Origin of the sequence: Streptomyces inhibens (genome assembly GCF_022221585.1) — a bacterium.
GTDB lineage: Bacteria > Actinomycetota > Actinomycetes > Streptomycetales > Streptomycetaceae > Streptomyces > Streptomyces inhibens.
Map to the genome: position 1 here is coordinate 2,322,213 of NZ_CP084681.1, position 25,230 is coordinate 2,347,442.

Genomic DNA, 25,230 nt, shown 5'->3' on the forward strand with positions numbered 1-25,230 from the left:
TGCACACCACCCTGCCGAGCGGCGCTTACGGTCCCCTTCGGGTTTGCTTACGGTTCCTTCGGGCCGGCTTACGGGCCCCGCCGGCAATCGGCACGCTCACGCCGCCCCGCTCTCCTCCCGTACGGGCGGCCAGCCCTGCGGAGGCCAGCAGCAGGACGCCGAGCAGGACGAACGGCGCGGCGGTGCCCGCGAGTCCGGCGAGCAGACCGGCGCCGGCCGGGGCGGCGACCTGGCCCAGTCGGTTCCCGGTGAGGCGGAGCGCCAGTGCCGTACTGCGGGCCCGGTCGGGAGCGGCCTGCACGACGGTGGTCATCGACAGCGGCTGGCCGACGCCGAGACAGAAGCCGAGCGCGAGCAGCATCGCGGCCAGCGCCCAGACCGGGACCGGCAGCACCATCCCGCCGCACAGCAGACCCGCCAGCGCACAGCTGCCGGCCATCAGCGCGGTGCGGCCCAGCCGGCGGATCATCGGCGTCATCACCAGGCGGCAGGCGAGGGTGGCCGCGGCCCGCAGACTGAGCAGCAGGCCGATGGTGGTGGGGGCGATGCCGCGGTCCTCGCCGATGACGGGGAGGTAGGCGGTGAGGATGTCGGTCGCGGAGAGCACGGCCAGGCTCATGAAGATGCCGGCCGGTACGCCCCGGGTGCGCAGAATGCCGCGTACGGGGACGGCCTTGGGGACCGGGCCGCCGGCCGCGGCGGGGCGGGCGCGCTGTTCCAGCCGCCACAGCGAGGCATAGGAGACGGCGGCGACCGCACCGGAGACGATCAGGGCGGTGGCGCTCGTCGGGGCCATCCGTCCGTCCTGCTCGGAGATCACCAGTCCGGCCGCGATCGGGCCGATGAGCTGGCCGAGGGAGGCGCCGATGGTGAAGTGGCCGAAGTTGCGGTCGCGTTCCTCGGGGGCGCTGCGGCGGGCGACGATCGACTGGGCCCCGATGACGAAGCAGAGGTGCCCCAGGCCCATCACCCCGCTCCAGGCGGCCATCGCCGCCAGCGATCCCGCCAGGCCGCTGAGCGCACAGCCGCCGCTGATCAGCGCCACGCCGACGACCAGCAGCGGTGCGCAGCGGCCGTGGTCGGTACGGCGGCCGAGCGGGACGGCGACCAGCAGCGGCAGCAGCGCGTAGACGGCGGTGATGACGCCGATGGCACGTGGGTCGGCCCCCAGGGCGAGGGCCCGGTAGGAGACCGCCGGCCTGGCCATGCTCACCGCTCCTTGGGCGAAGGAGAAGGTGATGACCAGGCGCAGCAGCCAACTCCTGCCGGGCCTCGCGGTGTCGCTTCCGTCCCTCTAGATGATGCCGAAGAGCAGACCGGCGCCGAGGACCACGAGGGAGGTCAGCGCGGCCCATTTGACGGTGAACCTGGTGTGGTCGCCGAACTCGACCTTGGCCATGCCGACGAGGACGTAGACGGCGGGGACCAGCGGGCTGGACATGTGCAGTGCCTGGCCGATGAGGGAGGCCCGGGCTATCTCGATGGGGGCCACACCGTGCGCGGCACCGGCCTCGGCGAGGATCGGCACGATGCCGAAGTAGAAGCCGTCGTTGGACATGAAGTAGGTCAGCGGGATGCTGAGGACGCCGGTGACGATGCCCATGTGCGGGCCGAGCGCGTCGGGGATGCCGCTGACCAGCCAGCGGGCCATGTGCTCGACCATGCCGGTGCCGGTGAGCACGCCGGTGAAGACGGCGGCGGCGAAGACCATGCCGGAGACGTTGAGCACGTTCTCGGCGTGCGCCGCGACGCGGGCCTTCTGGTCCTTCATGTGCGGGAAGTTGACGGTGAGCGCGAGGGCGGCGCCGAGCAGGAAGAGCACCGGGATCGGCAGCGTCTGCATGATCAGGAGGGTGAGCAGCGCGACGGTGAGCGCGGCGTTGAACCAGTAGAGCTTGGGGCGCAGGGTGGCGCGCTGCGGGTCCAGGACCTGGAGATCGTCCTCGTCGGAGGAGTCCGCGCCGTCGGAGCCGGCGTCGGAGCCGGAGGTGCCGGTGCCCCCGCCGCCGGTGATGCGCTGCGCCGCGGCCGGGGCGCCGCCCTTGGTGCCGGCGCCCGCGCCGACGAGGACCTGCTCGGTCTCCTTCTCCTCCACGGTTTCGGTCACCAGGTGGGTGTCGCCGAGCGTCAGCACACCCAGCCGCTTGCGCTCGCGCCGGCCGAGGACGTACGCCAGGGCGAAGACCGCGACCAGGCCTACGGCCAGCGCGGGGATCATCGGGACGAAGATGTCGCCGGCGTCGAGCTTGAGCGCGGTGGCGGCGCGGGCGGTCGGGCCGCCCCAGGGGAGGGTGTTCATCACGCCGTTGGCGGTGGCGGCGACGCCGGTCATGACCACCAGGCTCATCTTCAGCCGCTTGTAGAGCGGGTAGAGCGCCGAGACGGTGATCATGAAGGTGGTGGAGCCGTCGCCGTCGAGCGAGACGATCGCGGCGAGCAGCGCGGTACCGACGACGACGCGCACCGGGTCGGCCTTGCAGAACTTGAGGATGCCGCGGACGATCGGGTCGAAGAGACCGACGTCGATCATCACCCCGAAGTAGATGATGGCGAACATCAGCATTGCGGCCGTGGGGGCCAGGTCACCGATGCCCTTGAGGACGTAGTCGCCCAGGTGCGCGCCCTGGCCTACCAGGACACAGAACAACGCTGGGATGAGCACCAGCGCAGCCATCGGTGACATCTTCTTCATCATGATCAGCACCAGGAAGGTGGCGATCATGACAAATCCGAGGATTGTCAGCATTAGAGGTACCTCACGTTCGCCCTTGAACATCTGCCGGGGTGGCGGTTCAGGTGACGGTAGGTCCCGCAAACTTTTGTTAACAAGGTCTTGACGCCCGAGCAATACGAGCAAAACCCCAGGTCAATGGGGACCTCGGCGGACGGGCGTGAGCAGAACCGGCAGGCCCACCGGCGGGGCGGCCGACAACGCGGGAAGTCAGTCCAGATACCGCGCCAGATAAGCCCGCAGCAACAGCTTGGTCTCGGTGACGATGGCCCGGTCGCCGCCCGGGTCCGTGCGGAAGGCGAGTTGCAGCAGCGCATCGGCGGTTTCGACGCCGACCAGGAAGGCGGTGCGCAGCCGCTCGTCGGCGGCGTCCAGCCCGAGCCGCCCGGCGAACAGGGCGAGCAGCCGGTCGGCGACCTCGTAATTGGCCTGCCGGGTCTCGCGCGGGGCGGGCACGGTGAACTCCACCAGGGCGAAGCCCGGCACCGTCCGTTTCATGGCGAGATATTCGTCGACCACCACGTCCATCGCGCGCCGCCACTCCAGCGGATCGTCGGCCGGGGCGGTCAGCCGGGCGGTGATGCGGTCGGCGTAGGCGTCGAGATTGCGCCGGGCGAGCGCCTCGGCCATGGCGCGTTTGTTGGGGAAGAAGCGGTAGACGGAGCCGATCGGGACACCGGCGCGGCCGGCCACGGCCCGGGTGCTCAGGTCCTCGTAGCCGGTCTCCTCCAGCAGTTCGGCACAGGCGTCGAGGATTCTGGCCAGGCGCTGGGCGCTGCGCCGCTGGACGGGCGCGCGGCGGAGGGGGGTGGACCGCGGGGTGGGCCGGGGGGTCGGCTGCTGCACCCGACCATCCTGCCCGCCGTTCGGCCGGGTGGAGCACCGTCGGATCGATCCTTTCGATCCGGCCATCCCGTCCGGGAGTCTCCGTTGACGGCCCCCCATGTCAATCCTAAGGTCTTGCATAGGATTCCTTGAGCGGCAGGAGCGCGCGATGACAGGCACGGGCAACGAGCAGGCGAGGAAGACGGCCGAGGGGCTGGTGTACGTCACCGGGTTCGGCAACGAGCACAGCTCGGAGGCCGTCCCGGGCGCGCTGCCGGTGGGCCGCAACTCCCCCCAGCGCGCACCGCTCGGCCTGTATGCCGAGCAGCTCAGCGGGTCGGCGTTCACCGAACCGCGGGCGAGCAACCAGCGATCCTGGCTCTACCGCATCCGCCCGTCGGCCGCGCATCCGCCGTTCGTCCGCGCCGAGCGACCCGCGTTGCGCTCGGCGCCGTTCACCGACTGCGTCCCCGACCCCAACCGTCTGCGCTGGAATCCGCTGCCCGAGCCCGCCGGCCCGGCCGACTTCCTGGACGGCCTGTGGACGCTGGGCGGCAACGGCGACGCGACCCAGCGCAGCGGTATGGCCGTCCACCTGTACCACGCCAACACCTCCATGGACCGGCGGGTGTTCAGCGACGCGGACGGCGAGCTGCTGATCGTGCCCGAGCACGGCGGGCTGCTGCTGCGCACCGAACTCGGCCTGCTGCGCGCCGAACCGGGCGAGGTGGCGCTGATCCCGCGCGGCGTACGCTTCCGCGTCGAGCTGCTGGACGCCACCGCTCGCGGCTATGTCTGCGAGAACTACGGCCGGCCCTTCCAGCTCCCCGACCTCGGCCCGATCGGCGCCAACGGCCTGGCCAACGCCCGGGACTTCCGCGCCCCGGTCGCCGCCTACGAGGACGTCGAGGGCCCCGTCGAGGTCGTCAACAAGTTCTGCGGCAACCTCTGGACCGCGACCTACGACCACTCGCCACTGGATGTCGTCGCCTGGCACGGCAACCATGTCCCGTACGTCTACGACCTGCGGCGCTTCAATGTCATCGGCTCGATCAGCTACGACCACCCCGACCCGTCCATCTTCACCGTGCTCACCTCCCCCTCGGACACCCCGGGCCTGGCGGGCGTGGACTTCGTGGTCTTCGCGCCGCGCTGGCTGGTCGGCGAGGACACCTTCCGGCCGCCGTACTTCCACCGCAATGTGATGACCGAGTACATGGGGCTGATCGAGGGCGCCTACGACGCGAAAACCGCCGGTCCAGGGGGTTTCGTACCGGGCGGCGGCTCACTGCACAACATGATGTCGGCGCACGGGCCCGACCGGGAGACCTTCGACCGGGCGAGCGCGGCCGAGCTGCGGCCCCAGAAGATCGACGACGGGCTGGCCTTCATGTTCGAGACCCGCTGGCCGCTGACGCTCACCGCACAGGCCCGGGACGCCGGGCATCTGCAGCGCGGCTACGACGACGTATGGCAGGGTCTCCAGCGCCACTTCCGCCTGTGACACCGGGGAACGCTTCGTGACCACCTTCGCTCCCGACTCGCTCGACCTGAACCGCAAGCTGCCGCTCTGGTACCAGGTCTCGCAGTCGTTGCGCGCCTCCATACTGGGCCGCTCCCCCGAGGCGCCGCTGCGGCTGCCCACCGAGGACGCCCTCGCCGAGCACTACGGCGTGAGCGTGCTGACCATGCGGCAGGCCCTCAAGGAGCTGGAGACGGAGGGGCTGATCAGCCGGCACCGGCGCCGCGGCACCTTCATCGAGCCGAGCGCCCAGCGCGGTGCGCCGGTGCGGCTGCTGGGCTCGGTGGACGCGATCGTGGCCCAGCAGTCCGGGATGCGCACCGAGCTGCTGGAGCACGGTCCGACCACCGTTCCTACCGAACTGTCCGAGTATTTCCCGGATATGGTCGAGGTGGCCGGATTCCGCCGGCTGCGCAGCGACGAGGAGACGGGTGAACCGACCAACCACGCGCGCAACTTCGTCCGCCCCGATGTCGCCTCGCGGATCGATCCGGCGGACCTGGTGCGCTGGCCGATGACCAAGGTGCTGCGGGACGCGGTGGGCGTACGGATCAGCCGGATCACCGACACCGTCGAGGCGCGGCTGGCCGACCCGGAGACCGCCCGGCTTCTGCAGGTCCCGCTGCTCAGCCCGATCCTGCACTACACCGGCGTCACCTACGACGAGGACGGCCGGGCGGTCGATGTCGCCCGGATCCACTACCGCGGCGACCGCTTCTCGTTCACGGTCACGCTGGACGCGCACTGAGCTGTTCGTCGCCGGCCGGCCACCCGCGGAGGCGGGCGAGCTCCGCACACCCCTTGAGGAAGCGGGGCACGGCCGGATGCGGGTGCTCGGCCCGCCAGACGGCGTCGAGGCACAGTCCGGGCCCCGGCTCCGCGAGGGGTACGAGGGTGATGCCGCGCGGGAGTTGGTGGGCGAGCGAGGCCACCACGAGATTGACCCCGCGCCCGGCGGCGATGCCCGCCCAGGCGTTGGAGCCGGAGGCGGTCTCGTCGAGCGAGGGCGCGAAGCCCGCACCCCGGCAGGCCGCGATCACCGCGTCGTAGTAGCCGGGCGCCATGTCGCGCGGCCACAACTGGAACTTCTCGCCCTTGAGCTGTACGAGATCCACCACCGGGGCAGCGGCGAGCGGATGGCCGTCGCCGACCGCGACCCTCAGCTCCTCGCGCCGTACCGTCCGCCGGTCGATCCCCTTCGGGTAGCCGGTCCGGGGAGCGAGCGCGAGGTCGCAGCGCTCGTCGCGCAGCATCCGGCAGACATCGCCGGCGAAGATCTCCCGGGTCTCCACCTTCAGCTTGGGCAGCCGCTCCGCGAAGTGTGCGAGCAGCGCCGGCAGGGTCTCGTACACCGCGGTGAGCGTGTAGGCGATGCGCAGCGTGCCCACCTCGCCGGCCGCGACGGCCCGTGCGTGCCGGCCGGCCCGGTCCGCGGCGGCCAGCAGCCGCTTGCAGTCGGCCAGATAGGCGGCCCCGGCCGGGGTGAGCTCGACCCGCCGGGAGGTCCGCTCCAGCAGCCGTACGCCGAGGGTGTCCTCCAGCGCCTTGATCTGCTGGCTGAGCGCCTGCTGTGCGACGTACACATCCTCGGCGGCACGCGTGAAGCTGCGGCGCTCGGCCACCGCCACGAAGTACCGCATCTGGCGCAGCTCGGGTTCCATGCGACGGCATCGTACGGCGGCGGCCCGTACCCGTCGACAAGCCGGGCTTGTCGGTCGACAACAAGCTGCGCTTGTTGATCGAGGGGCCCGCTCGTAGCGTTTACCGGGCCGAACACCCCGGCGGAACACGGCAATCCGACCCCACGACACCACCGGAGCACCGCTGATGACCATCGAGTACATCCGCTACCGCATCACCGACCCCGAGCGCCGGGCCGCCTTCGAGAAGGCGTACGCGGCCGCCGCCGAACAGCTCGACGCGGCGCCGCAGTGCCTCGGCTACGACCTGGCGCACGGCGTCGAGGAGCCCGAGCGCTACATCCTGCGCATCGAGTGGACCTCCGTGGAGGACCACCTCAAGGGCTTCCGGGGCGGCCCGCTCTTCGGCCCCTTCCTCGCCTCCGTACGGCCCTACATCGACGACATCGAGGAGATGAAGCACTACGCGCGCACGGCGGTGACCTCCGTGCCGGAGTGAGCGACGCGGCCCGCGCCGGCGACCGGGCGGCGCGGGCCGCTGGGACCGGCTCAGATCCGCTCCAGGCTCCGCCCCGTGCTGCGCGGTCCCAGCAGCGCCACGTCCAGGCACAGCAGCAGCATCAGCGCGGCGGAGCCGGTGAACACCGCGGCCGCCCCGAGGTCGGTCAGCACGCTCAGCGCGACGAACGGCAGCGCGACCGAGGTGAGCCGGGAGAGCGAGTAGGCGATACCGATCGCGCTGCTGCGCAGGCCGGTCGGGAAGATCTCGGTCTGGTAGACGTGGAAGGCATTGGAGAAGACATTGCTGCACACCGTCAGCAGGAATCCGAAGCCGACGATGGCCCAGGGGGACGCGGCGAAGCCGAACGCCAGGCCGCAGCCGGCGATGCCGAGCGCCGAGGCGATGATCAGTGTCCGGCGCTCGATCCGGTCGATGAGCGGGATCGACAGCGCGGAGCCGATCGGATAGCCGCAGAAGCTCAGCGCCGCGTACAGCAGCGACTCGGTGACGGTGTGCCCCTTCGCGGTGAGCACTACCGGTGCCAGCGATCCGAAGCCGTAGTAGCCGACGGTCTGCAGCACCTGGAAGATCCACCACATGACGGTGCGCCGGCGGTGGTCGCCGCGGAACATCTCGCCCAGCGGCACCTTCCGCTCCGGGACGGTCTCCGTCTCCGGTACGGACGGCAGGCTTCCGCCGGTCTCCCGGGCCACCCGCTCCTCCAGCCCGGCCACGATCCGCCCGGCCTCCTCGTCGCGCCCTTGTACGGTCAACCACCGTGGTGATTCGGGGAGTTGGCGGCGCATCAGCTGGATGAACGCGGCGCCCAGCGCGCCGGCGACCAGCAGCCAGCGCCAGCCGTCGATGCCCAGCAGCTGATGGGCGGCCACCAGCCGGGCGCCGAGCAGCGCGGCGACCGGAACGCCGACAAAGCCGAGGGTGTACGCGTAGGCGATATAGCGGCCGCGCACCGCCCGGGGCAGGAACTCCGCGAGATAGGTGTCCACCAGCACGAGTTCGGCGCCGAGCCCGAGGCCGGACAGAAAGCGCAGGACCAGCAGCCAGTGAAGGTTCGGGGCGAAGGCGCACAGCAGCGAGAAGAGCGAGTACGCGGCCAGGTTGATCATGAACATCCGGCGCCGCCCCAGGCGGTCGGCGAGCACCGACAGCACATTCGCGCCGACGAACATGCCGAGGAAACCGGCCGCGATCACCCAGGACTTCGCGGTGTGCCCGAGGTGCCACTGTTCGGCGAGAACCGCGGCCAGCACGCCGCCGAGGAAGATCTCGTAAAGGTCGAAGAAGGCGCCGATACCGACGATGAGCGTGATCCGGCGGTGCCACCGGGACGGCGGCAGCCGGTCCAGTCGCGCGGCGGCCCGGGTGCCGATGGGGGTCCCCCCGCGCCGTTCAGGCGTGGGGGAGGTGGTGCCCGTCATGACGGTCCTCCCTGAGCAGGTCCCGGCACGATGGGTGTCCCCCCGCGCCGTTCGGGCGTGGGGCACGGCGGCGTCCGCACCGTGCTGCCGGGCGTACGGCCAGGACCGTACTCCTTCAAGATCAGCAAGCGGAAGACCGCGTGCGCGCGCGCCCCGTCCGGGGGACGTGGCCTGTGGATTCGGTGGGGCCGCGGGGCCCGTGGATACCATGCCGGGGTCAAACCGAACGGTCCGGGAGGGGCTCCGCGTGACGGCGAAGCAGGACGCGCCACGGCTGTCCGATCTCATGCCGTGGTCCGTGGCGCCGCTGCGGCTCGGCCGTTCCTGGGTGAGGGCGCCGGATCCGGCCACTCTGCGCGCCCGCTGGCAGGCGCTGGTGGACGCCGAGGACGCGGCGGCCCGCGAGCGGCTCTTCCGGCCGTCCCGGGCCCGCACCCTGCACTCCGCCGTCGGCCAGCTGCCGGGCCAGGCGACGCCCACCGGGCGGCTGTACCGGGCGAGCGGGCCGTGCCCCGAGCCGGTGCGGATCCTGCACGGCCCGTTCGACCAGCAGTGGCTGCTGCCCGACCACCGGCTGATCGACGCGGCACGGCCGGAGCTGTGGCGGGTGGCGGACGAACGGCAGCTGTTCGCGGTCGAGTGGGGGCAGGTTCCGCAGGTGCCGGGGCCCGCGGTGGTGTGCTCCGCGCTGCTGCCCGACGGACGGCCGCCGGCCGGCCGCCCCGGACGGATCCACCCGCTCTACCGGCGGCCCGGTGGACAGGAGCCGAATCTCGCACCGGGCCTGCTCGATCTCCTCGCCCGGCGCCTGGACCGCCCGGTGAGCCCGCCGGAGCTGCTCGCCTGGACCACGGTGAGCGCCCACCACTCCCCCGACGGCTGCGCGGTACCGCTCACCGCCGACCCGGCAGTGTGGGACCACGGTGTCGCGCTCGGCGAACGGCAGTTGTGGCTGGCCACCCGGGGCGCGTACGTACCCGGGGCGGGCGACGGACTCCCGGGCGGGCACGCCGGACCGGGCGAGCGGCCACGGATGCCGGGCGGCCGCCGCCCGTACGTGCGCTCCGCGCTCCCCACCCACGGGATGCCGGACGTCCTCGGCTACGACCCGGAGGAGCAGGCGCTGCTGATCGGCAGCGGCCGGGTCTCGCCGGTGCCGCCGGGCGCCTGGGACTTCCACGCGGGCGGGGTACGGGTCCTGGAGGCGTGGTTCGCCGAGCGGACCGGCGCGGTCGCGCCGGGGACGGAGGTGCCCGAGGCCGGCTCGCTGGCGGCACTGCGCCCGGCCAACTGGCCGCAGGAGTGGACCTCGGAGCTGCTGGAGCTGATCACCGTACTGGCGCTGCTGGCCGAACTGGAGCCGCAGCAGCGGGAGTTGAGTCGGCGGACGGCGGACGGGCCGCAGCTGACGGCGGGCGAGCTGCGGGCGGCCGGCATCGTCCCGGCGCCGGTCTTCGCGCGCCGCCCGGCGTCCGTGCTCGACCACCACGAGGAGGGTCCGGAGGGCCAGTTCGCGCTGGTGTGAGCCGCGCGCGTCAGCCCTCCGCCGCCCCGGCCTGCCCCGCGTAGGCGTCGAGCACCCGCCCGATCAACCGCGCGAAGATCTCGTCCTGGTCCCCGCCCGGGGCGCTGTTCGCCAGGGCCCGGGCGACCCGCGGATACCGGCCGGTGCCGACCGTCTTCGCCAGATGGTCGGCCTGTGCCGTGCGCCGCTGTTCCTCGCTGTGCCCGGACTCCTTGGCCCGCTCGGCGGCCGCATGCTCGGCGGAGGCCATGGAGATCACGGTGCCGTTGACCATCGAGATCAGCTCCATCTTGAGCCCGTCGTCGAGCCCCGAGCCCTCCAGCGCGGCCAGGCAGAACTCCATATAGCGCAGCGTGTTGGGGCCCAGGAGATGGTGGGCCAGTACGGCGCTCGGCAGCCAGGGGTGCCGGCGCATCATGTCCCGTTCCTGTCGGGCGAGTTCGAGCAGATCGGCGCGCCAGTCGCCGGACGGGCTCTCGGGCAGCCGGTACTCGCCGCTGACCAGATCGACCATCAGGTCGACCAGATCACCCTTGCTCGGGACGTAGTTGTAGAGCGACATCGTGGCGCAGCCGACCGCCGTGGCCACCCGGCGCATGGAGACCGCCGCGAGCCCCGACTCGTCGGCGATCCGCACCGCGGCCTCGGCGATCCCCTCACGGGTGAAGGCGGGTCGGGGGCCGCGGCCCGCACGCTCGGATCGCGCCCAGATCGCCTCGGGTCCGGCCGCGCGGCCGCTTGCTGCCATGGATCGATCACCTCACCACCATCCTAGTACGTACAGCGTACGTAGTGCCGGTACGGTGGTCGCCGGCGCCGCTCACTCCTGCGGCGCCAACTCCGGCCCCAGGGACGAGAACTCCTCCTGGCTCACCACCCGCTTCGGCGGCCAGGTGATGTTCTCCGGCGGCCAGCTCTGCCCGGTGCGCTCCAGGAACCAGGCCGGTGGCTCGTACATCGGCGGTTCATAGCCGTCGGGAAGCGCGGTCTTCCAGCGGACGCCCTGGGTGCGCCGGGCGAACTCGTCCTTGACCGCCTTGAGCCGGGCCGGCCGGGTGAGCAGATCGACGGCGGTCGCGGCCAGATACCTGGCGGCGGCCAGCAGCGCGGCATGACCGGGGCCCGCGGCGGCACAGGAGGCTGTCGACCAGGTGTGCATCTTGGTGCCGATGGGGGCCAGCGCGGTACCCATCGACACCGTCGGCACCTGCCAGCTGATGTCCGCGACATCGGTCGAACCACCGCCCAGGAAGACGGGGTTGGGCGGGGTCAGCGCACCGATCTCGTCGTGCAGGCCCTTCTGTGGCAGGCCGAGCGACCGCTGCAGGTCCTTGGCGAGCCGCTGTGCCTCGCCGTCGAAGTCGGGCGGTCCGATCGTGCGCATGTTGTCGTGCATCAGCTCGGCGAACGAGCGGGACGGCAGCTGGTTCCAGCAGGCCGAGGTGATCTTGTGCTGGACCCGGGTCCGGCTCGCCTTGGCGGCCGCCTCGGAGATCGCGACGACCTTGTCGAACAGCACCCGCACCCGCTCCGGGCTGCCCTCGCGCACGTAGTACGCGATCTCGGCGATCTCCGGGGTGACATTGGGAATCTCGCCCCCGTTGGTGATGACCCAGTGCAGCCGGCCGGACGGCGCAAGGTTCTCCTCACGCAGAAACTCCGACATGGTCGCCATCATCACGGCGGCGTCCAGCGCGCTCTTGTTGCCGAGCGGGGTGCCGCCGTGCCCGGCCACCCCCAGGAAGGTGAAGGTGACCGCGGTCATCGCGGTGGTGGTGCCCCAGCCGGTCGCGTTGGACGTGGACGGATGCCAGTCGAGAAAGGCGTCGAGGCCGTCGTACACCCCCTGGCTGACGGCGTAGGTCTTGCCGATCAGCTGCTCCTCGGCGGTGGAGCCGAAGAACTTCACGGTCACCGGCAGCCGGTGGTCCCGGGCCGCCTCCGCCACCGCGGCGGCGGCCGCCGCGGCCGCGCTGCCCAGTGCGCTGTGCCCGCAGCCGTGCCCGGGACCGTAGCCGGGCGCGAACGGATCGTGGATGTACTCCCGCGGATCGTGGTGCCCCACGCCCTTGCGCTGGGACAGCCCCGGCAGCGCGTCGTACTCCCCGCTGAAGCCGAGCGCCGGACCGCCGTGCCCCTGCCGGAAGGTGGCGGTGAAGGCGGTGGGGAACCCCGCGGTGCCGAACGTCACCTCGAAGCCGGCCCGCTCCAGGAACTCCGCCTCGGCCAGTGACGACTTCCACTCCCGCAGGCTGAGCTCGGCGTTCTCCCAGATCTCGTCGTTCAGCCCGGTGATGGCGGACGCCTGGTCGTCGATCCAGCCGAGCGCGGTGGCCTTGGCGGCGCTGTTCTCGGCCAGCCCGGTGGGCGGCCGGTAGCCGCCGTCGGTGTCCAAGACGCCCTCCGCGGCGGCCGCCATGGCCGGATCCGCGCCGCCCGTCACACTGCCCACCACGCCCGCCGCACCCAGCAGCTGCATGATCCGGCGCCGGCCGAGGCCGTCCGCGCCCGGGAAGAGGGTTCCGTCGCCGTGCTCGTGCTCGTGTTGGTCATGCAGATCGCACACAAACGCCTCCGAGATGAGGTGGTTGTACGGCACAAACGATCTGCACCCTGGCCCGGAACGATCGCCCCGTCAACAGCGCGGAGTGACAGCGGTGTTACGCATCCGCGGGCATGGATGCGGGGCATCGGGGATATCAAGGGGCGGCACGACAAAAAACCACCCGTCGCCGAGCAACGGGTGGTGGGGAGTTTTGCGCCGGCCGGGCGGGGACGAGGCCGGGCGGTTGAGCGGAGGCTTACGGCACCTCAGGGGCGAGTTTTCCCGCCCCGGCGAGCCCATCGACGCGCTGTGGGCGCCCTGGGCCTGACGAGCGATCGGATCGCAACGCTGCGCCGGGACGGTGTGACCGCCCGAGATGCCGCTTCGGAAAGCGGGTCAGCCGTGTCCGCCGAACAACGAGCGCCGCAGCCTGCGCAGCGGTGCGAACAGCGACACCCTGGCGCCGCGGCCGTTCCTCATCCGCGAACGATCACGCGCGGTGAGCTCCTGCATCAGTGACATCGCGCCCTCCGTCTCCCGCTGCGGGATGGCAGGACCACCCAGCACCGCGAGATGGCGGTCGAGACGCGCACTGGTTGCGCTACTCCCGCAATTGATGGCAGGCACTCGCGCCCTGCTACGCACTGTTATCTGTTCCATAACTCTCCCCACCCTTACGAGGGCACCCGGCCCGGGCAGGGTAACCCTATCTCTCTTGGAGGACACGCGTGCAGACCGGTCAACGGATTCACCTGTCTCGCCCTGACGTTGACGCACACCATACGGAACGTCACGTACAAGGCGTGTACCAGGGCGAGTTGATCCCCCGTCGGACTCTGGCGGAAGCCACCGTGGGGCATCTGACGGACCGGCGGATCGCACGAGGAGAGACCGGGATCTCATGGCCTCTCCTCGTCGCACGGTGTGTGGGTGGTTACGCAGCGGAGGCGAACACCGGCAGATAGCCGCTGGACTGCCCGGCGGTGGTGGGGTGGTAGGACTCCTCGACGGGATAGGTCACGCTGTGCAGCCAGGCGCTGCCGGAGCACAGCTCATGTCCGGAAAAGGTGGCGTTGACATCGGCGAAGGTGAAGCCGTGGTCGGCGGCGCGCTTGGCGGTGACGCCATTGATGTCGTCGGCCGCGGCATTGATCGCGGCACGGGACTTCTCGGAGAGGCCGGCGAAGCAGCTGCCACCGAGCTTGTAGAAGCGCGGATAGCCCAGGACCACCACATGCGCGGCCGGGGCCTTCTGGGAGATGGCGCTGTACACCCCGTCGAGCTTGCCGGGCAGGGTGTTGTCGATGTAGGTCCTGGCCTGGGCGACCCGGGCCAGGCAGGCGCTCTCGCCCTGGAGCGCACAGGTCGTCATGGTGTCGGCGAAACCGGCGTCGTTGCCGCCGATGGAGATGCTCACCAGGCCGGTGGAGCTGTTGAGCGGAGCGAGCTGACCGCTGACAACATCACCCGTTCGGGCCCCGGAACAGGCGGTGAACTGAAAGGACGAGGGCGAGTGCGCGGCGGCCCAGAGGGCCGGGTAGGCCTTGGTGCTGCGCTTGCAGGAGCCGCTGGCACTGTCGTAGCTGCCGGCTCCGACACCCGAGGAGTAGGAGTCGCCGAGGGCCACATAGCCGGTGGCGGCGGGGAGTTGGGCGGACGCGGCGGCGCTCGCGCCGGTGAGCGCGAGCGCCGTGGTGACGAAGAAGGCGGACGTCAAGGCCGCGAATCGGGACAGTCTCATGGAACCTCCCTTAGCAGGATCTCTGCCACATCCGTCGTAGCAAGACTCGCCAGTAACCGGAAGTGTCCATGCCAAAAGTCGTTACACAGTTCACGGCAAATCTGCCGATCCGGGGGGATGTTCACTGCCATGTCATTGCTTCGCCGTGACGTGACGACGATGTCGCGCAGGACGGCAACGGCCACGGCCGTACAGAACTCCATCAAGCGCCGGTGCACCGGAGCCGGTCAGTCCTCGGTGGTGTCCCGGCGGCGGGAGAGTCTCGGCACAAGGCACGCGGTGGCCGCGACGAACGCCGCCACCAGCAGGATCACCAGCGTCGGCCGCGCCCCCGACCCGAGCAGTCCCGCACCGAGCAGACCGCCGGCGAACATCGAGCCGACCGAGGTCAGCCGGCGGCCCGCGGCGTGCGTGCCGTACCCCAGTCTCTTGTCGTGCCCCAGCAGCGACCCGCTGACCAGGGCCGTCATCGCCCGGGTCTGCACCGTGGTGGTGAGGTCGGGAGAGGCGACCCGCATCGCGGTGACATTCCGCATTCCCATCGCCACCGCCATCAGGCCGATGACGGCACAGCGTCGCCCCGGCGGCAGACCCCGGGCCGGCCCCGACTCCCATGCGGCCGCCGCCGCGACGGCCAGCAGTGTCGCCTCCGTGGCGAGCGCGACCGGGAACCAGTGGTGGCGCCGCGCGGCCAGCACCGACTCCAGCCGGGCCCCGAGCGTCGCGCCCAGCACAAAGGCACCGATCGAGACGACCGTCGCCACCACCGACAGCCCGCCCTGTCCCGCGATACCGAAGCCGAGGAAGAGCAGATTGCCGGTCTGGTTGGCGGTGAAGACCTGGCCGAGCGTCAGAAAGCTGACGGCGTCGAGCACACCGGTGGTCACGGTCAGACACACCATGATCACCGTCAGGGGGGTTCCGCTCGGCGGCTCCACGGACGCGGCTCCTTCCACCGGCCGCCTCCCCTCGCGGCACGTCCTCCCAGTCTCCGGACGGCCGTCCCCCCGCCCCGCCATTGCGCCGTCCGTGGGCCCCCTCCATACCCCGTACGCTCTGCCCGGTTGCGTATATTTCCGGTCTTCTTCGTGTCTTGACGGTGCTCTGAGCGCCGCGCGACATTGAGGCCCGGCATCCGGCGCTTATGGGGGGCAAAGCTGCCTATGCAGACCAAGACCGTCAACGGCAAGGGCTCGTACGACCAGCCGCCACCCGACGAGCGGCCGGCGAGCGCCACCACGTCGCTGGTCGCGGGGGTGGCGGTCGGCATCGGCGCGATGGGGGCCGTACTCGCACTCGCCGACATCGGCTCGCCGCTGCGCGCGCCGTTCACCCTCTTCTTCCTCCTGATGGCGCCGGCCACCGCGATCGCCACGGCACTGGGCCGGATGGATCCGCTGGGCCGGGCGGTGGCCGCCGGCGCCGGCGCGCTCGCCGTCGATCTACTGGTGGCGCAGGCCATGCTCGCGCTGCATCTGTGGTCGGTGCGCGGCGGTGTGGTGGCGGTGGCGGCGCTCAGCGGCGCCGTGCTGCTGGGCAGCGCGCTACGGCGGCGGGCCGGCCGGGCGCACGGAAATCGGGCGGACTGATATGGATGTCGCGGTATACCGCCCCGGTGAGCTGAGCGGGGCCGACCGGAACGCCTGGACCGCCGTGCAGTCCCAGGCACGCTCCCTTGGGGCGCCACAACTGGCGAACCCGTTCCTGTCCCCCGAGTTCGCGCTGGCCGTCGGACGGTGCCGGAGCGGGGTGCGGATCGCGGTGGTGCACGAGGACGGCGGGCCGGCCGGGTTCCTGCCCTTTCAGCGTTCGGCGCTCGGGGTGGGACGGGCGATCGGGCTGGGCGTCTCGGATGCACAGGGGCTGGTGCACCGGCCCGGTTTCCGGTGGGACGCCCAGGAGCTGCTGCGGGCCTGCGGGCTGTCGGTGCTGGAGTTCGATCACCTGGTGGAGGGGCAGCGCCCTTTTGCGGCGGACTCGTTCGGCGGCCATGCGTCACCCGTCATCGATGTGGACCAGGGCTTCGAGACGTATCTGGCGGGGCTGCGGGTGCGGTCGCCGAAGTTCACCCGGACCACCCTCGCCAAGGAACGCCGGCTCGGCCGGGATGTCGGGCCGGTGCGCTATGTCCACGACGAGCGCGACCCGGCGGCGCTGCTGACGCTGATGCGGTGGAAGTCCGCGCAGTACCGCAGGACGGGGCGCAGCGACCGCTTTGCGCACCCCTGGATCGTCCGGCTCGTACAGCAGCTGTTCCACACCCGTACCGATTCCTTCGCGGGTCTGCTGTCGGTGCTGTACGCCGGCGGGCGGCCGGTCGCGGCGCACTTCGGGCTGCGCTCCCGGTCCGTACTCGCCTGCTGGTTCCCGGCCTACGCCCCGGAGTTCGCGAAGTTCTCGCCCGGCCTGGTGCTGCATCTGCGGATGGCGCAGGCGGCGGCCGCGGAATCCATGGCGTATCTCGATCTGGGGCGCGGCGCGAAGGATTACAAGGATTCCCTCAAAACCCGTGAACTCCTGGTTTCCGAGGGCTGTGTGATGCGGCGGCATCCGGTGGCGCTGGGACATCGTGCGCGGCGCGCACCGGTGCGTGCGCTGCGCAATGCGGTGCTCGCCAGACCGGAGTGGTTCGAGCCCGCGGACCGCCTGCTCAAGCGGGTGGGCCGGATGCGCTCGGGGCGATGAGGCATAGCCCGTGTGAGCCCTCTGCGCCCGGCCTTTCTCGGGTTCGGGACGGCGCAATAGAGCGTACGCCGGTGCGCAATACGGGCGTACATAAGTACGTCCCGGCCAATTACGCCAAAGGGTATTTGGCGCGGAACGTCTTGCCTTAGAGTCCCGTTCATCAATACCGTCGCACATCCACCCGCATCGGACGATCATCGCAAGACGGCTCTAGGGGAGAGCTCGCCTGACACGATGATGGCCCGGTGCGGTGCGCGGTGGGGGGGTCCCGTGCGCATGGTGTTCGCCTGCTGATCATGGCTGGGCGATGACCGGAGCACGAGCCGCGCGGCCGGAAACACGCATGCCAGCTCGCCCTGCTCCCATGGCGATTTCCGCCATGACGACCGGGGTGTGAACCCCCCTTTCGACCCGGATACCCAGCACGGACCGCCCGGGGGTGGGCGGTCCACCGGACGAGAGGGAAATCAAACCCATGAGCTCGTTCCTTCGCCCGGCCGATGCGGATGAACCGCCGCTGACGCTGCTGCCGGCCCAGGCCGTCTACCGTCCCGTTTCCTCACATCTGGCCATCGCTCCGCCGGTCAGCGTCGTCATTCCGGCGATGAACGAGGCGGAGAATCTGCCGTATGTCTTCAAAACCCTGCCGGACTGGATTCATGAAGTGATCCTGGTCGACGGGAATTCCACCGACGACACCGTCCGGGTCGCCCGCGAACTATGGCCCGGCGTCACGGTCGTCCCGCAGCGCGGCAAAGGCAAGGGTGACGCGCTGATCAGTGGTTTCGCGGCCTGCACCGGCGAGATCATCGTGATGATCGATGCGGACGGCTCGGCCGACGGCGGCGAGATCGTCAGCTATGTCTCGGCGCTGGTGTCCGGCGCCGACTTCGCCAAGGGCTCGCGATTCGCCAATGGCGGCGGAACGGACGACATGACGCCCGTCCGCAAGCTCGGCAACCGGGTGCTGACCGCCATCGTCAACACCAAGTTCGGCGCCCGCTACACCGATCTCTGCTACGGCTACAACGCCTTCTGGCGGCACTGCCTGGACGAAATCGCCCTGGACTGCGCCGGGTTCGAGGTCGAGACCCTGATGAACATCCGGGTCGTCAAGGCCGGGCTGCGGGTACAGGAGATCCCCAGCCATGAGTACAACCGCATCCACGGGGTCAGCAATCTGCGGGCGGTGCGCGACGGGCTGCGGGTGCTGAAGGTGATCGTCCGTGAGCGGGGCTCCCGACGGAACCGGTCCGCCCGGCCCGCGCTGATCACCGGGGATGCGCTGTGAGCCGCGGGAGACCGGCGGCCGGCCCGGCGCTGCGGATCTCCGTCGTCATCTGCGTGCACACCGAGGACCGCTGGGACGACATCCTCGCCGCGGTGGCCTCCGTGCGCGAGCAGTCCCATCCCGCCCATGAGCTGCTGCTGGTGGTGGACCACCACCCCGCGCTGCTCGACCGACTCAGGGAGCACTTCAGAGGCGCCCACGCGGGCGCACACGCTCCCGATGCTTCCACAACTCCCCTGCTGATCATGGCCAATTCGGGACCCCGCGGGCTGTCCGCGGGCCGTAACACCGGTATCGCCGCGGCCGACGGCGAGATCGTCGCCTTTCTCGACGACGACGCGGTGGCCGAGCGGGACTGGCTGCACCACTTCGCCCAGGCGTACACGGATCCGGCCGTGATGGCGGTCGGCGGGCGCACCGAACCCGCCTGGTCGCCCGGGCGCCGACCGGTGTGGTTCCCCGAGGAGTTCGACTGGGTGGTGGGGTGTACGTACCGCGGGCTGCCGCCGGGAAAGGTGCGGGTGCGCAACGTCCTCGGCGGCAACGCGTCCTTCCGCAGGGTGGCGTTCGACCTCGTCGGCGGCTTCGCCATCGGGATCGGCCGGGACGCCGGCCGGCGGCCGCTGGGCTGCGAGGAGACCGAGCTGTGCATCCGGATCACCCGCGCCATGCCGGACGCGGTGCTGCTGATCGACGACCGGTCGGTGATCCATCACCGGGTGCCGGCCGAGCGGCAGCGGTTCGGCTACTTCCGCAGCCGGGCGTATGCGGAGGGCCTGTCCAAGGCGTTGGTGGCGCGGAGCGTCGGCGCACGGGACGGTTTGGCGACCGAGCGGCGCTATACGACCCGGGTGCTGCCCGCGGGGGTGCTGCGCGGGCTGCGGGACGCGCTGCTGGGGCGGCCCGGCGGGGCCGGCCGGGCGGGCGCGATCGTGGCCGGGGTGGCGGCCGCGGCAAGCGGCTATGTGCGCGGCGCGGCACGGGCGCGCGGAAAGCCGACACCCTTCTGGAACACGGGAGTCGGAGGTGGCGAAGACGGTGGGACGGTGGCGGCCGCGGCGCACAAGGAGGCGGCGGTATGAGCGAGCGCCCGCGGGTGGTGCCGATACTGATGTACCACGCGGTGACCGTGGCCCCGACGCCCGCCGCACGGGAGCTGTCCGTGCCGCCCGAGGCGTTCGCCGAGCAGCTGGCGGTGCTGGCCGACGGCGGCTTCACCCCGCTGACCACCGCCGCGCTGGCGGCGGCCTGGCGCGGTGGCGGCCCGCTGCCGGACAGGCCGGTGCTGATCACCTTCGACGACGGCTACGAGGGCGTCCACCGGCATGCGCTGCCCGCGCTCACCCGGTACGGCTTCCCGGCCACCCTGTTCGTCGCGACGGGGTGGCTGCGCGGCCCGTACGACACCGGCGGCGCACCGGACACCATGCTCGACTGGGACCAGGTGCGGAAGCTGGCCGCGGCCGGTGTGGAGATCGGCGGGCACAGCCACAGCCATCCGCAGCTGGACGGCCTCGGTGACGAGCGGCTGCGCCAGGAGGTGCTGCGCTGCAAGGAGATCCTCACCGAGGAGATCGGGGCGCCGCCGGAGTCCTTCGCGTACCCCTTCGGCCACTCCAGCCGGCGGGTGCGGCATACGGTGCGCGGTCTGGGCTTCCGGCAGGCGCTGGCGGTGGGCAATGCGCTCGCGGCCCGCCGCCAAGGGCCGTATGCGCTGGCGCGGCTGACGGTGCGACGCCGTACGGACACCGAGGAGTTCGCACGGATCGTCGAGGGCCGTGGCCTCGTCCGCGCCTTCGCCCGGGACCGGGCGCTCACCAAGGGGTACGCCGTGGTCCGCAGGTCACGGCAGGCGGTCCGGCTGTGTACGCCGGGCGGCTGAGAGCGCCGCGGCACACCCGCGGCGGAGGAAGGGGCAGCAGAGCCGGTGTCTGACACGTCCACCAAGGCCGAGGAGCGCGCACAACCGGAGCCGGGCGGAGGCGGCGGCCGGCGGCTGCGCCTCCCGGGGCGGGACGGCGGTCCGCTGTTCCGCAACGCCTATGCGCTGATGCTCAACACCGGCGTCTCCGGGCTGCTCGGTCTGGGCTTCTGGCTGATCGCGGCCCGTTACTACACGGAGTCCGCGGTCGGCCAGGGCTCGGCGGCGATCGCCGCGATGAAGCTGCTGGCGGGTCTGACCGCGGTGACCCTGACCGGTGCGCTGGCCCGCTTCATCCCGGTCGCCGGGCGCGGCACCGGCCGGCTGGTGCTGCGGACGTACGCGGGCAGTTCGGTGGTGGTGGCGATCGCCGCCGTCGTCTTCCTGCTCACCCTCGATCTGTGGGGCTCCTCCTACCGCTTTCTGCACGGCCCGCTCAACGGGCTCGGCTTCCTCCTGGCGGTGGTCGCCTGGTCGTTGCTCACCCTCCAGGACGGGGTGCTGACCGGGCTGCGCAGTGCGCTGTGGGTGCCGGTCGGCAATCTCGCCTTCTCCGCGGTGAAGCTGGGGCTGCTGGTGGTGTTCGCCGCCGCGATCCCCAGCGCCGGGGTCTTTGTGTCCTGGGTCGCGGCGATCGCGGTATCGGTGCTTCCGCTGGGCTGGCTGGTGTTCCGGCGGCTGGTGCCCCGGCATGTGCGGGCGACGGACCGGACCGCCCGGCCGCCGTCCCTCAAGGAGATGGGCCGCTTCCTGGCCGGCGACTACACCGGGTCGCTGTTCTCGCTGGCCGTCGTCTACCTCGTCCCCGTACTGGTGGCCTCGCAGGTCAGCGCGGCGGACAATGCGTACTTCTACATCACCACCACCATCGGCGGCACGGTCAATCTGCTCGCCCTCAACATGGGCGCCTCGCTGACCGTCGAGGGGGCGCACGATCCGGCCCAGCTGGCCCACAACACCCGGGCCGCGCTACGGCGGATGGCCCGCATCATGCTCCCGGTCTGCGTCGTGCTGTTCGCCTTCGCGCCGTATCTTCTGAGGATCTTCGGGCCCGGGTACGCGGAGGCGGCGACGCCGCTGCTGCGCTGGTTCGCGGTGGGGGCCGCGCTGCGGGTCGTGATGGAGGTCCACTTCGCGGTGCTGCGCGCCCAGAGCCGTACGTCCGGACTGGCCTGTCTGCAGGGGCTGTTGTGCGTGCTGGTGCTCGGACTGACGCTGGTGCTGCTGCCGCGGATGGGACTGACCGGGGCCGGGGTCGCGGAGATCTCCAGTCTGGCGGTGATCGTCGCGATCGCCGGCGTACGGCTCCGCCGGGTGCTGCGCGGGGAGGATCCCGTACCGGCCCCGCGCCGCGAGCCCTCCGTACGCCTCGTACGCCTCGCGCGCCTGCGGAGCCGCCCCGATCTGGCCGTGTGGGCGCTGCTGGCCGCCGCGCTCGCGCTGTTCTGGCTGCCGCTGCGCGCCATGGGCGACGCCGATCTGGACCGGATGGACGGGCTCGGGCTGATCTCGGTGCTGCCCGCGGCGACGCTGGCCGGGGTCGTGCTACTGGTGGCGGCGTTCGGAGGGGCGCTGTGGCTGTCCCGGCCGCGGCGGGCGCTGCTCACCGCCGTACTGCTGCTGACGGTGGTGGCGCTGCACGCGCTGCCGGCCGTGCTGGAGGCCGAGCCGCGCTTCCCGACGGCCTGGCAGCATCTGGGATTCCTGGACTACGTCGGGCGAACGGGCTCCGCGGTGCCGGACCTGGACGCCCGCTGGAGCTGGCCCGGCTTCTTCGCCGGGGTGCAGTTCCTCGCCGAGGCGTGCGGGGTCACCGACCTCACCGAGGTGCTGCGCTGGTGGCCGCTGACCGTTCAACTCCTCTATCTGGCACCGCTGTTCCTGCTTCTGAAGGCGGTACGGGCGAGCTGGCGGGCCAAGTGGTGCGCGGCCTGGCTGTTCGCGCTGTGCGGCTGGGTCGGTCAGGACTACTTCTCCCCGCAGGGCTTCACCTACCTCTTCCATCTCGCGTTCGTGGCGATCCTGCTGGTGTGGTTCCGCGAACCGCGGCCGCTGGCCGGCAAACGGCTGCCGGGCGAGACGGAGGTACGGCCGGCCGGCCGTGGTCAGCTGGTGGCGCTGCTCGGAGTGCTGATCGCGCTGTTCGCGGCCTCGGTGGCGGGCCATCAGCTCACCCCGTTCGTGATGCTCGGTGTGCTGACCGTATTGGTGCTCGCCCGCCGCTCGTCCCTCTACGGACTGCCGCTGCTGCTCGGTGTGCTGGTGGTGGCCTGGGTGGGGTTCCTGGCCGAGCCCTACTGGTCGGGCCATTTCGACGAGCTGTTCGGCGGGCTCGGCGGCATCGGCGGCAATGTCTCGTCCTCCGTGACGGACCGGATCGGCGGCGGCGACCCCACCCACAAGCTGGTGCTGTACACCCGGGTGGCCATGGCGGGCGGGGTGCTGACGCTGGCCTGCTGGGGGGTGCTGCGGCGGCGGGCGGCGGGGTTCACCGAACGCTCGCTCGTGGTGCTGACCTTCGTCCCGTTCCTGGCGTTCGGGATGCAGTCCTACGGCGGCGAAATGGCGCTGCGGGTCTTTCTGTTCGCGCTGCCCGGCGCCTGTGTGCTGGCGGCGCTGGGGCTGTTCCCGCGCGGTACGGGCACCCGGCGCGGGCTCGGGCCGCTCGCCGCGCTGCTGACCGGGCTGGTCCTGGCCGTCGGCTTTCTCGTCGCCCGCTGGGGCAACGAACCGTTCGAGCGGATCAGACCGGGCGAGGTCGCGGCGATGGACTATGTCTACGCCCATGACCGCCCGACGGTACGGCTGCTGTGGCTGAGCAACGATCCGGTCAACAGCGTCACCCCGGCGATGCCCTGGGGTGCCAAGGACATGGAGCGGGTGCAGTACGAACCGACGCCGGCGCCCCGCGATCCGGCCCGGGTCGGCCCGCTCCTCACGGCTCTGCGGAGCGCCGGACCGCAGTCGTATCTCATCGTCAGTCACGGCCAGTCGGAGTCGCTCCGGCTGGACTCCGGCTACCGGAAGGGCTGGGAGCAGCGGCTGCGCACCGCCCTGGACCGGCGTCCGGAGCTGCTGCGGGTGCTGTCCAACGAGCATGCGGCGGTCTACGAGCTGAAGCGGCGGCCGGCGGGCGAGGTACCACCCCCGCGGCCCGGCCCGGTGGGCCCGAAGGTGACCTGGACGCCGTGGTCGGTGCTCGGTGCGCTAGCAGTGCTCGCACTGATCCTGGTGCTGACCACCCGCGAGGTGGTACGTGTCGCGTTCGAGCCCAGCGTGCGCCAACTGCACTGGATCCAGGGGCTGTTCTGGTTCGCCATACCGCTGCTGCTGGTGTTTCTGGCGTCACTGGTACAGCGGTTCATGACGCTTTCGTGAGGCGGCGGGGCGCGGGGCGGTGCGCACGCGGACGGCAGACACCACATACGGACGCACGGGAGGCGCGTGCTCAGGAACGCGCGATCCAGCGCACTTCATACCCCTCCAGCATGACGTCCTTCCCGTCCACCGCCACCGTGCCGCGTCGGTCCGAGGTGTTGACGAGCAGCGCCGTCCGGTCGTCGGCCAGCCCCCGGATCTTCGTACGGCCGCTGTCGAGGTCGCGCGGCCGGCTTCCCGGCGGAAAGGCCCGGGAGAACCGCGACAGCAGATCCATCATCGGCAACTTCCGCCCGCCGTCGTCCCGTTCGGTGCTGGTCCACAGGCACCCCGGGCAGTCCTCGTCCTCGGTCTCCGGGTTCCAGTAGAACCCGCTGGTGGCGCCGCCGGCCGCCATCTCGATCAGCGCGGTGGCCTGCGCGGCGGTGCGCTTGCGCTCGCTCCAGCCGGCCCGGCCGCCGTCGCTCTCGTCCGCGACCTCGACGTACCACTCCGCCCACCACAGCGGCAGCCCGCTCTGCTTGCGCAGCCAGCGCCCCACATCGGCGAACTTCCGGGCGGCGGTGAACGGTCCCGGGGCGTAACGGTCGTCCTTGCTGTAGCTGGAGCCGTCGACCACCACGAAATCCGCGCCCGCCTTGTGCCGGTTCCAGTAGCCGAAGGCGTCAAGGGTGCGCTGGTCGATGCTGCCCCACGGCCCCTTGAGGGCGGAGGCATAGGTGTCATCACCCGGCACATAACTGTCCATCACCAGATAGGGCCCACCCACCTGATTGCCGCTGTTGACCTTCTTCAACTCCCGATGAACCAGGTTGTACAACTTGGTGTACCCCTCATAATTCCAGCGCCCCTTGCCATCGTCGAAGAACCCCTTGAATTCATTCCAGACGACGAAGTGGCGGACGTCCGGATAGCGCCGGGCGATCTTTCCGGCGAGCGCCGCGAAGTCCGCGTAATGCGCCGGGTCGGGGGCCTTTTCCAGGGTGCTCCAGTCGGTACGGCCGGCCGTGCCGCCCTTCATCCAGTCCGGCGCACAGCACAGGGTGAGTACGGGCGTGCCACCGGTGTGCCGGATCAGCGCCACACGACGGTCCAGATCGGCGAAGTCATAGCGCCCCGGGCTCGGTTCGGGGTTGTCCGCGCCCCAGCCCATGATGTGCTGGTTCTGTGGCATCGGGTGGGCGGCCAGCAGTTGGGCGGCCCGGGCGGTGGACGGGTCGGCGCCGTGGTCCGCGCTGAATTGCGTATGGGTGAATCCCCACCCCACGGCGGGCTTGGCGGCGGGCGACGGCAAGGGCCCCTTCGCATCCCGGTCCTCGTCCCCTCCTGGAAGGGAACACATGACCAGCAGTATCGCCAGCACCGCCACCCCGGCCGCGATCACGAAAGCCGTACTCTGACGTTCCCCACCATGACGTCGCACAAAGGGAGATTAGCGGGCCAACCGACCGGTACACCTGGTTTTCCGGTGAACGATACGTTTCC

Annotated in this window: 21 protein-coding genes; 10 read left to right on the top strand and 11 right to left on the bottom strand. The window is 71.2% G+C overall.

Going from position 1 to position 25,230, the window contains the following annotated elements:
- Window positions 1–25: 25 nt before the first annotated feature.
- The 3 genes from KI385_RS10825 to KI385_RS10835 all read right to left on the bottom strand — a co-directional run bounded on the left by KI385_RS10825 (window position 26) and on the right by KI385_RS10835 (window position 3,577).
- On the bottom strand, window positions 26–1,207 hold the full coding sequence (locus tag KI385_RS10825; RefSeq protein ID WP_238571975.1) for an MFS transporter: 1,182 nt from the start codon (window positions 1,205–1,207) through the stop codon (window positions 26–28).
- Between the two features lie 87 nt (window positions 1,208–1,294).
- Window positions 1,295–2,746 carry a CitMHS family transporter gene (locus KI385_RS10830; RefSeq protein WP_238571976.1) on the bottom strand — a complete coding sequence of 484 codons (1,452 nt, stop codon included), beginning with the start codon at window positions 2,744–2,746 and terminating at the stop codon, window positions 1,295–1,297.
- Between the two features lie 195 nt (window positions 2,747–2,941).
- On the bottom strand, window positions 2,942–3,577 hold the full coding sequence (locus KI385_RS10835; protein WP_238571977.1) for a TetR/AcrR family transcriptional regulator: 636 nt from the start codon (window positions 3,575–3,577) through the stop codon (window positions 2,942–2,944).
- 148 nt (window positions 3,578–3,725) lie between these two features.
- Between KI385_RS10835 and hmgA the strand changes: the two genes are divergently transcribed.
- Entirely contained in the window at window positions 3,726–5,060 is a 1,335-nt protein-coding gene (gene hmgA / locus KI385_RS10840; protein ID WP_238571978.1) for a homogentisate 1,2-dioxygenase, read from the top strand.
- A gap of 16 nt (window positions 5,061–5,076) precedes the next feature.
- Entirely contained in the window at window positions 5,077–5,826 is a 750-nt protein-coding gene (locus tag KI385_RS10845; protein WP_238571979.1) for a GntR family transcriptional regulator, read from the top strand.
- Here KI385_RS10845 and KI385_RS10850 read toward each other — a convergent pair.
- Window positions 5,807–6,739, bottom strand: coding sequence for a LysR family transcriptional regulator (locus tag KI385_RS10850; RefSeq protein WP_238571980.1), 933 nt, complete (start codon window positions 6,737–6,739; stop codon window positions 5,807–5,809). The genes KI385_RS10845 and KI385_RS10850 overlap by 20 nt on opposite strands.
- 166 nt (window positions 6,740–6,905) lie before the next feature.
- Between KI385_RS10850 and KI385_RS10855 the strand changes: the two genes are divergently transcribed.
- The gene (locus tag KI385_RS10855) at window positions 6,906–7,217 is read left to right on the top strand and encodes a putative quinol monooxygenase (protein ID WP_238571981.1); all 312 of its coding nucleotides are present in this window, start codon (window positions 6,906–6,908) and stop codon (window positions 7,215–7,217) included.
- 50 nt (window positions 7,218–7,267) lie between these two features.
- Here KI385_RS10855 and KI385_RS10860 read toward each other — a convergent pair whose 3' ends face one another.
- Window positions 7,268–8,659, bottom strand: a complete 1,392-nt coding sequence (locus tag KI385_RS10860) for an MFS transporter (protein WP_238571982.1) — start codon at window positions 8,657–8,659, stop codon at window positions 7,268–7,270.
- Between the two features lie 247 nt (window positions 8,660–8,906).
- Between KI385_RS10860 and KI385_RS10865 the strand changes: the two genes are divergently transcribed.
- Complete coding sequence (locus tag KI385_RS10865) at window positions 8,907–10,184, top strand: type ISP restriction/modification enzyme (RefSeq protein ID WP_238571983.1); 1,278 nt, start codon at window positions 8,907–8,909, stop codon at window positions 10,182–10,184.
- Between the two features lie 10 nt (window positions 10,185–10,194).
- On the opposite strand, the gene KI385_RS10870 is transcribed toward KI385_RS10865, so the two are convergent.
- The 5 genes from KI385_RS10870 to KI385_RS10890 all read right to left on the bottom strand — a co-directional run bounded on the left by KI385_RS10870 (window position 10,195) and on the right by KI385_RS10890 (window position 15,408).
- Window positions 10,195–10,932: a TetR/AcrR family transcriptional regulator gene (locus tag KI385_RS10870; protein ID WP_238571984.1), complete on the bottom strand. Its 738-nt coding sequence runs from the start codon at window positions 10,930–10,932 to the stop codon at window positions 10,195–10,197.
- A 72-nt stretch (window positions 10,933–11,004) separates the two neighbouring features.
- Window positions 11,005–12,783: an amidohydrolase gene (locus tag KI385_RS10875; protein ID WP_238571985.1), complete on the bottom strand. Its 1,779-nt coding sequence runs from the start codon at window positions 12,781–12,783 to the stop codon at window positions 11,005–11,007.
- 342 nt (window positions 12,784–13,125) lie between these two features.
- Window positions 13,126–13,389, bottom strand: a complete 264-nt coding sequence (locus KI385_RS10880) for a hypothetical protein (RefSeq protein ID WP_238571986.1) — start codon at window positions 13,387–13,389, stop codon at window positions 13,126–13,128.
- A 274-nt stretch (window positions 13,390–13,663) separates the two neighbouring features.
- Window positions 13,664–14,470, bottom strand: a complete 807-nt coding sequence (locus KI385_RS10885) for an SGNH/GDSL hydrolase family protein (RefSeq protein ID WP_238571987.1) — start codon at window positions 14,468–14,470, stop codon at window positions 13,664–13,666.
- A gap of 227 nt (window positions 14,471–14,697) precedes the next feature.
- Window positions 14,698–15,408 carry a YoaK family protein gene (locus KI385_RS10890; protein WP_238571988.1) on the bottom strand — a complete coding sequence of 237 codons (711 nt, stop codon included), beginning with the start codon at window positions 15,406–15,408 and terminating at the stop codon, window positions 14,698–14,700.
- 225 nt (window positions 15,409–15,633) lie between these two features.
- Between KI385_RS10890 and KI385_RS10895 the strand changes: the two genes are divergently transcribed.
- The 6 genes from KI385_RS10895 (at window position 15,634) to KI385_RS10920 (ending at window position 23,745) form a co-directional block, all read left to right on the top strand.
- Window positions 15,634–16,059 carry a hypothetical protein gene (locus KI385_RS10895; protein ID WP_238571989.1) on the top strand — a complete coding sequence of 142 codons (426 nt, stop codon included), beginning with the start codon at window positions 15,634–15,636 and terminating at the stop codon, window positions 16,057–16,059.
- 1 nt (window position 16,060) lies between these two features.
- Entirely contained in the window at window positions 16,061–17,155 is a 1,095-nt protein-coding gene (locus KI385_RS10900) for a GNAT family N-acetyltransferase (protein WP_238571990.1), read from the top strand.
- A gap of 475 nt (window positions 17,156–17,630) precedes the next feature.
- Window positions 17,631–18,446, top strand: a complete 816-nt coding sequence (locus KI385_RS10905) for a glycosyltransferase family 2 protein (RefSeq protein WP_238571991.1) — start codon at window positions 17,631–17,633, stop codon at window positions 18,444–18,446.
- Window positions 18,443–19,528 carry a glycosyltransferase family 2 protein gene (locus tag KI385_RS10910; RefSeq protein ID WP_238571992.1) on the top strand — a complete coding sequence of 362 codons (1,086 nt, stop codon included), beginning with the start codon at window positions 18,443–18,445 and terminating at the stop codon, window positions 19,526–19,528. Before KI385_RS10905 ends, KI385_RS10910 begins: the two co-directional genes overlap by 4 nt.
- Window positions 19,525–20,328: a polysaccharide deacetylase family protein gene (locus KI385_RS10915; RefSeq protein WP_238571993.1), complete on the top strand. Its 804-nt coding sequence runs from the start codon at window positions 19,525–19,527 to the stop codon at window positions 20,326–20,328. Before KI385_RS10910 ends, KI385_RS10915 begins: the two co-directional genes overlap by 4 nt.
- Before the next feature lie 45 nt (window positions 20,329–20,373).
- Window positions 20,374–23,745, top strand: coding sequence for a lipopolysaccharide biosynthesis protein (locus KI385_RS10920; RefSeq protein WP_238571994.1), 3,372 nt, complete (start codon window positions 20,374–20,376; stop codon window positions 23,743–23,745).
- 70 nt (window positions 23,746–23,815) lie between these two features.
- Here the strand turns inward: KI385_RS10920 and KI385_RS10925 are convergent, their stop codons facing one another.
- Complete coding sequence (locus KI385_RS10925; protein ID WP_238571995.1) at window positions 23,816–25,129, bottom strand: glycoside hydrolase family protein; 1,314 nt, start codon at window positions 25,127–25,129, stop codon at window positions 23,816–23,818.
- Window positions 25,130–25,230: the final 101 nt, after the last annotated feature.